Source organism: Trichocoleus sp. DQ-A1, from assembly GCF_039961955.1.
GTDB lineage: Bacteria > Cyanobacteriota > Cyanobacteriia > Cyanobacteriales > FACHB-T130 > FACHB-T130.
In genome coordinates, this window is the sequence record NZ_JAMPKE010000038.1 from 40,980 (window position 1) to 48,771 (window position 7,792).

General features: G+C 46.7%; 6 protein-coding genes. 2 read left to right on the plus strand and 4 right to left on the minus strand.

Annotated elements, in window-relative coordinates; genetic code table 11:
- The first annotated feature begins 12 nt into the window (after window positions 1–12).
- Window positions 13–1,452 carry a trypsin-like peptidase domain-containing protein gene (locus tag NDI33_RS23865; RefSeq protein ID WP_190672836.1) on the plus strand — a complete coding sequence of 480 codons (1,440 nt, stop codon included), beginning with the start codon at window positions 13–15 and terminating at the stop codon, window positions 1,450–1,452.
- Here the strand turns inward: NDI33_RS23865 and dnaN are convergent.
- On the minus strand, window positions 1,449–2,621 hold the full coding sequence (gene dnaN / locus NDI33_RS23870; RefSeq protein WP_190672839.1) for a DNA polymerase III subunit beta: 1,173 nt from the start codon (window positions 2,619–2,621) through the stop codon (window positions 1,449–1,451). The genes NDI33_RS23865 and dnaN overlap by 4 nt on opposite strands.
- A 419-nt stretch (window positions 2,622–3,040) precedes the next feature.
- On the minus strand, window positions 3,041–4,423 hold the full coding sequence (dnaA, locus tag NDI33_RS23875) for a chromosomal replication initiator protein DnaA (protein ID WP_190672842.1): 1,383 nt from the start codon (window positions 4,421–4,423) through the stop codon (window positions 3,041–3,043).
- Window positions 4,424–4,503: 80 nt separating this feature from the next.
- Here dnaA and def point away from each other — a divergent pair, with 80 nt between their 5' ends.
- On the plus strand, window positions 4,504–5,040 hold the full coding sequence (def, locus tag NDI33_RS23880; RefSeq protein WP_190672845.1) for a peptide deformylase: 537 nt from the start codon (window positions 4,504–4,506) through the stop codon (window positions 5,038–5,040).
- A gap of 67 nt (window positions 5,041–5,107) precedes the next feature.
- Here the strand turns inward: def and argS are convergent, their stop codons facing one another.
- Both argS and nadC read right to left on the minus strand, forming a co-directional pair.
- Window positions 5,108–6,865 carry an arginine--tRNA ligase gene (gene argS, locus NDI33_RS23885; protein WP_190672848.1) on the minus strand — a complete coding sequence of 586 codons (1,758 nt, stop codon included), beginning with the start codon at window positions 6,863–6,865 and terminating at the stop codon, window positions 5,108–5,110.
- Entirely contained in the window at window positions 6,849–7,778 is a 930-nt protein-coding gene (nadC, locus tag NDI33_RS23890) for a carboxylating nicotinate-nucleotide diphosphorylase (RefSeq protein ID WP_190672851.1), read from the minus strand. Before nadC ends, argS begins: the two co-directional genes overlap by 17 nt.
- Window positions 7,779–7,792: the final 14 nt, after the last annotated feature.

Below are 7,792 nucleotides of genomic sequence, written 5' to 3' on the forward strand. Positions count from 1 at the left end.
AAAATTAACATAATGAGTACCAAAGTTCTGCGTATTGCCACTTCGGGCATCATCGCAGCCGCCGCTGCCATTGGTGCTAATGCAATCGACGCAATGGTTCCCTTTAACTGGCAACAGTCAAATATCGCTGTTGCCCAAGAAGCTGAAGAACAAACAAATATTCAGGTTTATAAACGCGCTAGTCCAGGAGTGGTATCCATCCAGGCTGGTGACGGTAGCGGCAGCGGTAGCATTATTAGCCGAGACGGCCTGGTATTGACCAATGCTCACGTTGTGGCAAATGGTCGCCAAACTGTTACTGTTATTCTCTCAGATGGCAGAAGACTCCCAGCCGATATCATTGCTTTTGCTAACAGCAGTCTAGACTTAGCTGTCCTTAAAATTCGCGGACAGAACAATTTGCCCACTGTTGCGATCGCTCCTCCAAACTCTGTACAAGTCGGTCAGCGGGCGTTTGCGATTGGGAATCCTTTTGGTCGATTTCAAGGAACCTTCACCGTTGGTATTGTTAGCCGGATTGACCAACAGCGCGGTTTAATCCAAACCGATGCAGCCATCAACCCAGGCAATTCCGGTGGTCCTCTTCTCAATAGCCAAGGAGAATTGATTGGCGTCAATACTGCTATTTTTACCAGCGGTCAGACTGCGGGAAACATTGGCATTGGATTTGCGATTTCTGTAGACAGAGTACAGCCGTTCTTGACAGCGGTGCGCCAAGGACGCGCCCCTACCACTGTTCAACGGCAACAACCTGCTTCTGGAAGACAACCGCCTCAGCCCATTGTTTTGAATGGTGCGGTGATTAACGCCACTCTCGGCAGTGGTGATAATGTTCTCCGAGCGGATAATAGCTATTTTGACCTTTACACCTTTCAGGGGAGAGCCGGTCAGCAAGTCAGAATTGATATGGCGAGTCAGCAGATTGATTCCTACTTAATTCTGCTTGGCCCCAATGGCAATGAAGTTGCACAAGACGATGATAGGGGCGGTAGGGGAAACGCTAGCCTTGTGGCGACACTGCCTGCAAGTGGCACTTATCTAATCATTGCCAATTCCTCTGAGGGAAGACAAGTAGGTGCTTACCGTCTTCGAGCAATGGCGGCTGCCGGAGGCGATCGCTATCAAACTTCCCAAAGTCGTTTGCTGATGCGGCAAGCGGGTATTCTGGGCCGGGGTGCCAAGGTGCTTTCTGATGGCAGTTTGTTTCAGGAATATTCCTTTCAAGGTCGTGCCGGTCAGCCTCTGACGATCGCACTTGCCAGTCCTGATTTTGATACCTATCTAATTTTGGTCGATCAAAATGGTCGGAAGATTGCTGAGAACGATAACATCAGCCGCAGCAATCCCAATTCTCAGATGAGTGTGACTTTACCCCGAACAGGCGTTTATCGAGCGATCGCCACCGCCTCAAATCCGCGCGGTCGAGGTCGCTATCTCTTAACAATTCGTTAAGCGCGAATCTGCACCGGCATCACTAAGTAAGTCATTTTGAGACCTCCTAGCGGTGTCAAAATCACCGGGCTATTCCCTGTATTCATTTGCATTTGAATCTCGGAGGATTGCAGCGCCTTCAGTCCATCTCTGAGATAGGTAATATTGAAGGCAATCTCTAGATCCTTTCCCGATATCTGCGCAGGCAGAGATTCGCGCCCGCTACCGACATCCTGTGCTTCCACTGATAAAGCAATCTGCTGGTTAGTGCTATCTATCGTGAATTTGACAATATTATTTTTTTGGTCAGCTAGTACAGCAATTCGTTCTAATGCATTGAGTAGCTGACGCCGATCGATTGTCACCTGCCGCTCAAATTGTTGTGGAATCAACTGACGATAGGCGGGATATTGACCTTCTAAGGTGCGACTAGTCAAACGTTGATCGACTAACTCAAATACGACCTGCCCTTGGTCAAGATGGAGAGCGATCGCTTCCGCCGACTGGCGCATTCCTAAAATTCGTTCTAGTTCTCGCAGTGCCCGTGCTGGAATCGTGACTTCTAACGGAGCTGCCTGACTAATCGCCTCAGAGGGTTCTTCATCCGTTTGACCTTGGTTAGTCGTTTCAACAACCGATAAACGATGACCATCTGTCGCGGCAAATTCAAGATACTCTGGTTTGACTGTTAAATGGATGCCCGTGAGAACCTGCTTCGTTTCGTCTGGACTGGTGGCAAATAAGGAACCCCGCAAGCCATCAATTAATGCAGCGGCAGGCAATTGAGCAGCTTCGCCATTTTCTATTACTGGCAGTTCTGGAAATTCTTCTGCGGTCATACCCCGGACTTTATAACGCCCAGAGGCAGAAGTCAGTGTGGCAATAATCCCTTCACTTGTCCCTTCCTCCCCTTTATCCTCTAAAGTAATTTCTCCCTCTGCTAGACGGGAAACAATATCGTTTAACAGCTTAGCGGGTAAAGTGAGATAACCTTCCTCTTCCACTTGTGCTGGAAAGCTAGTCTGAATGCCAAGGCTGAGATCGAATGCCGTCAAACTGACTTGCTGCGTTTTTTTGTTAGCTTCCAGCTTGACATTCGCTAGGACCGGATGTGTCGGACGCGATGGCACTGCTCGGCTGACGAGAGAAAGGTTGGTACTGAGATCGTTTTGGGTGCAAACCAGTTTCATAGATGTTCAACCTTGGAGTTGTTCAGCCAAACGACGCTCATAGCGCGGTACTTTTGGCACAGAAGGAGATCGTAGCACCCTTGTCCTCAGCAATCCAGATTACCCTGCTTACCTGCTTTAGGCAAAACTGCTGAAGCTCTGTGGAAAATGTGGAAAATGTTGTCAAATGAATTTTCCGTGAATGTTTTAGCAGCTCTAATGAATTGTGGGAACCTTGTGGAAAAGTGACTCTTTTTTCCACAAGGTATTTATACTTGTCATTGTTTTTCACTAATGACACAAAGTTTTTCACGGCTTTACCACAAGCTTTTCCACAGAAAACTAGGAGTTTTCCACAACCCTTCTGGAGGTGAATCATTCTTTATAAGTAGTTTCCAAAAACTTAAATCAACGGCTGCTGACTAGCTGTGAGAGGAGTATCAGGATTTATTTTGGCTTCTGCTAGCAAAATTGATGCGATCGCTAAGTTGGCGTAGCGTTCTAGCTACATCAGGGTCGCTATCCTTTAATTGAGTAATTTTCTCGCAGCTATACATTACTGTGGTGTGATCTTTACCCCCAAATTCTTCACCAATCCTGGGTAAACTCAAATCTGTGTGCTGACGCATTAAATACATACCAACTTGTCGCGCCCAGCTAATTTCTCGACGGCGAGAATTACTTTTTAAATCTTCAATGCGAAGCTCAAAAGTTTCTGCGATCGCTATCATTACCGCCTCTGGAGAAACCGCTACTTTTTCCGCAGGTGGATTCAAAACTGGAGCAATATTTTCGACAGTCATCGACAAACCGGAAATTGAAATATAAGCCACAGCCCGAATTAAAGCGCCCTCCAATTCCCGAATATTTGAAGTATAGTTAGTCGCTATATATTCAATAACATCTCGCGGTAATCGCATATTTTCATATTCTGCCTTTTTTTGTAAAATTGCCATCCGTGTTTCTAAGTCTGGGCGCTGAATATCGGCAATTAATCCCATAGAAAAGCGGGAACAAAGGCGTTCTTGCAGGCGAGGAATCTGATTAGGAGGGCGGTCAGAAGCGATTACTACTTGCTTTCCAGCTTCATGTAAAGTATTAAAAGTATGAAAAAATTCTTCTTGAGTATATTCCTTTCCTTCTAAAAATTGAATATCATCCACCAACAGTACATTGGCAGCTCGATAATGTTCTCGAAACCGTTGCATACTGTCTTTACGAATTGCTGCAATCAAGTCATTTGTAAACTGCTCAGTAGAAACATAAAATATTTTAGAATCTGGGTGAATTTCCAAACGGTAATGCCCAATTGCTTGCATTAAGTGAGTTTTTCCTAGTCCAACACCTCCACACAAAAATAATGGATTAAACTCACGCCCTGGAGATTCTGCCACAGCTAAAGAAGCTGCATGAGCCATCCGATTATTAGAGCCAACAACAAAGCGTGAAAAAACGTATTTAGGATTTAGTTCGGTCGGTCTGGGACGCTGGTTATGGGGAATTTCGGGGACACTGGTTTCTATAGGCAGCGACCAAGAAATTTCGGCATCATCAGCGCTAGAGATTTCATTTCCTTTGGCAACCGTGATGTGAATTTCCACCGGCTGTCCCAGAATATCTTGTACGACATCAGCAATTGTTTTGATGTAATATTTCTGCAACCAATTCCGGGCAAACGGATTAGGTGTGCAAATCACCAAGCAGTTATTTTCCAGCTCTTGAGCGCTGGCAGTTTTGATCCACGTTTCAAAGGTAGGACGGCTCAGTTGTAGCTGTAGACGCTCTAGCACTTGGCTCCAGAGCTGTTCAAGAGAAATATCCACGCCTCACCTCTACGGCTTTGTGCAGAATAGTATTATCCATTCTTGTGAAGAGCGATCGCTCTTTTAAACCAGTCTCAAATATGGCTGAAATCCTGCCAATTACTCAACTGGGAAATCCCATCCTGCGCCAACAAGCTCAAATTATTGAAAATGTCCACTCTGGACAGATCCAAAAGCTGATTGATGACCTAATTACAACCGTTGTTCAAGCAAGCGGTGTTGGCATTGCAGCACCCCAGGTAGCTCAATCTTATCGCTTGTTCATCGTCGCATCTCGTCCGAATCCTCGGTATCCCGCCGCTCCTGAGATGGAACCAACCGCCATAATAAATCCTCGCATCATTGCTCACTCTGATGAGGTGGTGAAAGGCTGGGAAGGGTGCCTCAGCATTCCAGGAATTCGAGGGTCGGTTCCCAGATATCAAACGATTGATGTGGAATACACCAGTCGGGATGGTAAATTGCATCGTCAACAGTTCACAGATTTTGTCGCCCGAATTTTTCAACACGAATCCGATCACCTGGATGGCATCGTGTTTGTAGATCGTTTACAAAGCACGCAAGAGATGATGACCGAACAGGAATATCAGCAACGAATTGTTCAACAGCAGCACTGATATCCTAGATTGTTGACGATTGTTTGGTTTGACTGATTAGAAGCGTGAGCGATCGCTTCCACCCTGCCTACATACGCTCTAGCACAGAAATGCCAAGTAGAGATAATCCTAACTTCAAAGTTCGCGCTGTTAGATTGCACAAAACCAACCGAGATGTCCGCACGGGTTCCTCCGCTTTAAGCACCTGACACTGGTCATAGAACTGATTAAACTTTTGGCTCAGTTCAAATAGATATTGACAAAGGCGATTGGGCAGTAAATCTTGCTCAACGTCACTGAGAACTTCGCTCAGTTGTAGTAAATGCTTCGCTAACACTAATTCTGTTTCTTCCTGCAACAGAATTTTGGCATTCATTCCCAACTGTTCAAAGTCAATATTGCCTTTACGGCTAATTCCCTGTACTCGTACATAGGCATAAAGCAGGTAAGGTGCGGTATTGCCTTGGAGAGACAACATCTTGTCATAGCTAAAGACGTAGTTGCTAGTGCGGTTTTGGCTGAGGTCGGCGTACTTAACCGCACTCATGCCAATCACTTTAGCAACATGGGTGATGAACTCTTCTGTTTCCTCTCGACCTTCTTCTTTCAGTCTGGTTTCTAAATCAGCACGGGCACGCGCGATCGCTTCATCCAGCAAATCTCGTAACCGCACCGTTTCTCCAGAGCGAGTTTTCAGCTTCTTTCCATCTTCCCCCAGCACCAAACCAAAGGGGACGTGTACCAACTCTAAATTATCTGGAATCCAGCCAGCCCGTTTCGCTACCTGAAACACTTGAGTAAAGTGATTGGCTTGTCCAGCATCCGTAACGTAGATAATCCGATCGGCTCGATCTTGTTCAATCCGGTAGCGTAAGGCTGCCAAATCAGTAGTGGCGTAGTTATAGCCTCCATCAGACTTTTGGACAATCATGGGCAAAGGTTCACCTGCTTTGTTGGTAAACCCTTCCAGAAATACGCATTTAGCCCCATTGTCTTCCACGAGCAAGCCCAACTGAGCGAGGTCTTCCACTACTCCGGCTAGCAAGGGGTTATAGAAAGATTCCCCTCGTTCTGTCAGATGGACATCAAGCCGATCGTAGATAATCTGGAACTCCTGCCGAGACTGTTCGCACAGCAGCTGCCATGCCCGGCGGGATTCTTCGTCACCCGCTTGTAACTTGACGACTTTTTGTCGGGCAGTTTCTTGAAACTTCTCATCCTCATCAAACCGCTGTTTTGCTTTGCGGTAGAAAGCCACTAAGTCGCCCAAATCTATCGCATTAGCAGTTGTCAAAGCTTCTGGACAAACTTCTCTCAAGTAGGCAATTAGCATTCCAAACTGGGTTCCCCAGTCGCCTACATGATTCAGTCGCAAAACATCGTGATTTTGAAATTCCAAAGTTCGGGCAATGCAATCTCCAATGATCGTTGAACGCAAGTGCCCAACGTGCATCTCTTTAGCAATATTAGGGCTAGAAAAATCCACCACTACCCGCTGGGGATGTTTTGCCTTGCTGATACCCAATCGGGAGTCTGCCTGAATAGCACTTAGCTGCGCTTCCAAATATTCTGGTTTCAGGGTGAAATTGATAAAACCAGGACCCGCAATTTCTGGCGGACGACAGAAATCGGTGACATCTATATACTCAACGATTTTTTGGGCGATCGCTCGTGGCGGCTGACTCAACTTTTTAGTTAAAGACATTGCCACATTAGACTGATAATCGCCAAACTTGGCATTGCTAGCAGGCACTAACATTGGGTCTACCCCAGCATAGTCACTGCCGAAAGCGGCAACTAAAGCCTGCTCAAATCTATTTTTAAGTTGTTCAAGGGTAGAGTTCATTGGGTTTTGCCGAAACCTCAGGCAGCGTACTTCTCTCCTCCATCGTACTAACGTCTATGTTCATACTCAAATCGAGCCATGTTGAGCGAGTAATCGGGGCACTACTGGAAATGTAGTCTACGCCAGTTTCAGCCACAGCACGAATAGTTTCTAGAGTAATGTTGCCCGATGCTTCAATCTTGATCCGGTCATTGCTATGGCGGATTATCTGCACTGCCTGCCGCATCATCTCCAGCGGCATATTGTCCAGCATGATGATATCAGCACCGTGCTGTAAGGCTTCTTTCACTTGAGCTAGGGTTTCGGTTTCTACTTCTATAGTCAATGGATAGGGCATTTGGGAGCGAATACAAGCGAGCGCCTTGCCAATCCCTCCAGCCACAGCAATGTGATTATCCTTAATCATCACAGCATCATCTAACCCCATTCGGTGGTTCATCGCTCCCCCCACCTGTGTCGCGTACTTTTCTAAAATTCTCAGCCCCGGAGTCGTTTTGCGAGTATCCACCAATTGAGCTGGCAAATCCGCAATTTGCTCAACATACTTACGGGTGAGTGTAGCAATCCCACTCAAACGCATAGCTAGGTTTAAAGCAACTCGTTCTCCGAGCAGCAGCGCCTCTAGCGAGCCATCAACGCGAGCAACCAACTGTCCTCGCTGGCACTGTTCCCCCTCAGCGACAACAGCAACAAAACTGACTCTATCGTTCAACAGTTGGAATATCCGACTAGCTATCGGCAATCCGGTAATGACTCCTGCCTCCTTAGCAGTCCACTCAGCTTGCCCCACACGTACCTTGTTGCCTAACAAACCTTGACTCGAGCGATCGCCGCGACCGACATCCTCCAACAACCAGGAGTGCAGGAGTGGGTCTAATACGATCAAGGGAGGTAGAACAGCCCTGGGACTCACCACTTCAGTTTTCC

Bases quoted from the DNA above. Each gene is read 5' to 3' on its own strand.
- NDI33_RS23865 (WP_190672836.1), top strand. From the start codon at position 13: ATGAGTACCAAAGTTCTGCGTATTGCCACTTCGGGCATCATCGCAGCC.
- argS (WP_190672848.1), bottom strand. From the start codon at position 6,865: ATGAACTCTACCCTTGAACAACTTAAAAATAGATTTGAGCAGGCTTTA.
- def (WP_190672845.1), top strand. From the start codon at position 4,504: ATGGCTGAAATCCTGCCAATTACTCAACTGGGAAATCCCATCCTGCGC.
- dnaN (WP_190672839.1), bottom strand. From the start codon at position 2,621: ATGAAACTGGTTTGCACCCAAAACGATCTCAGTACCAACCTTTCTCTC.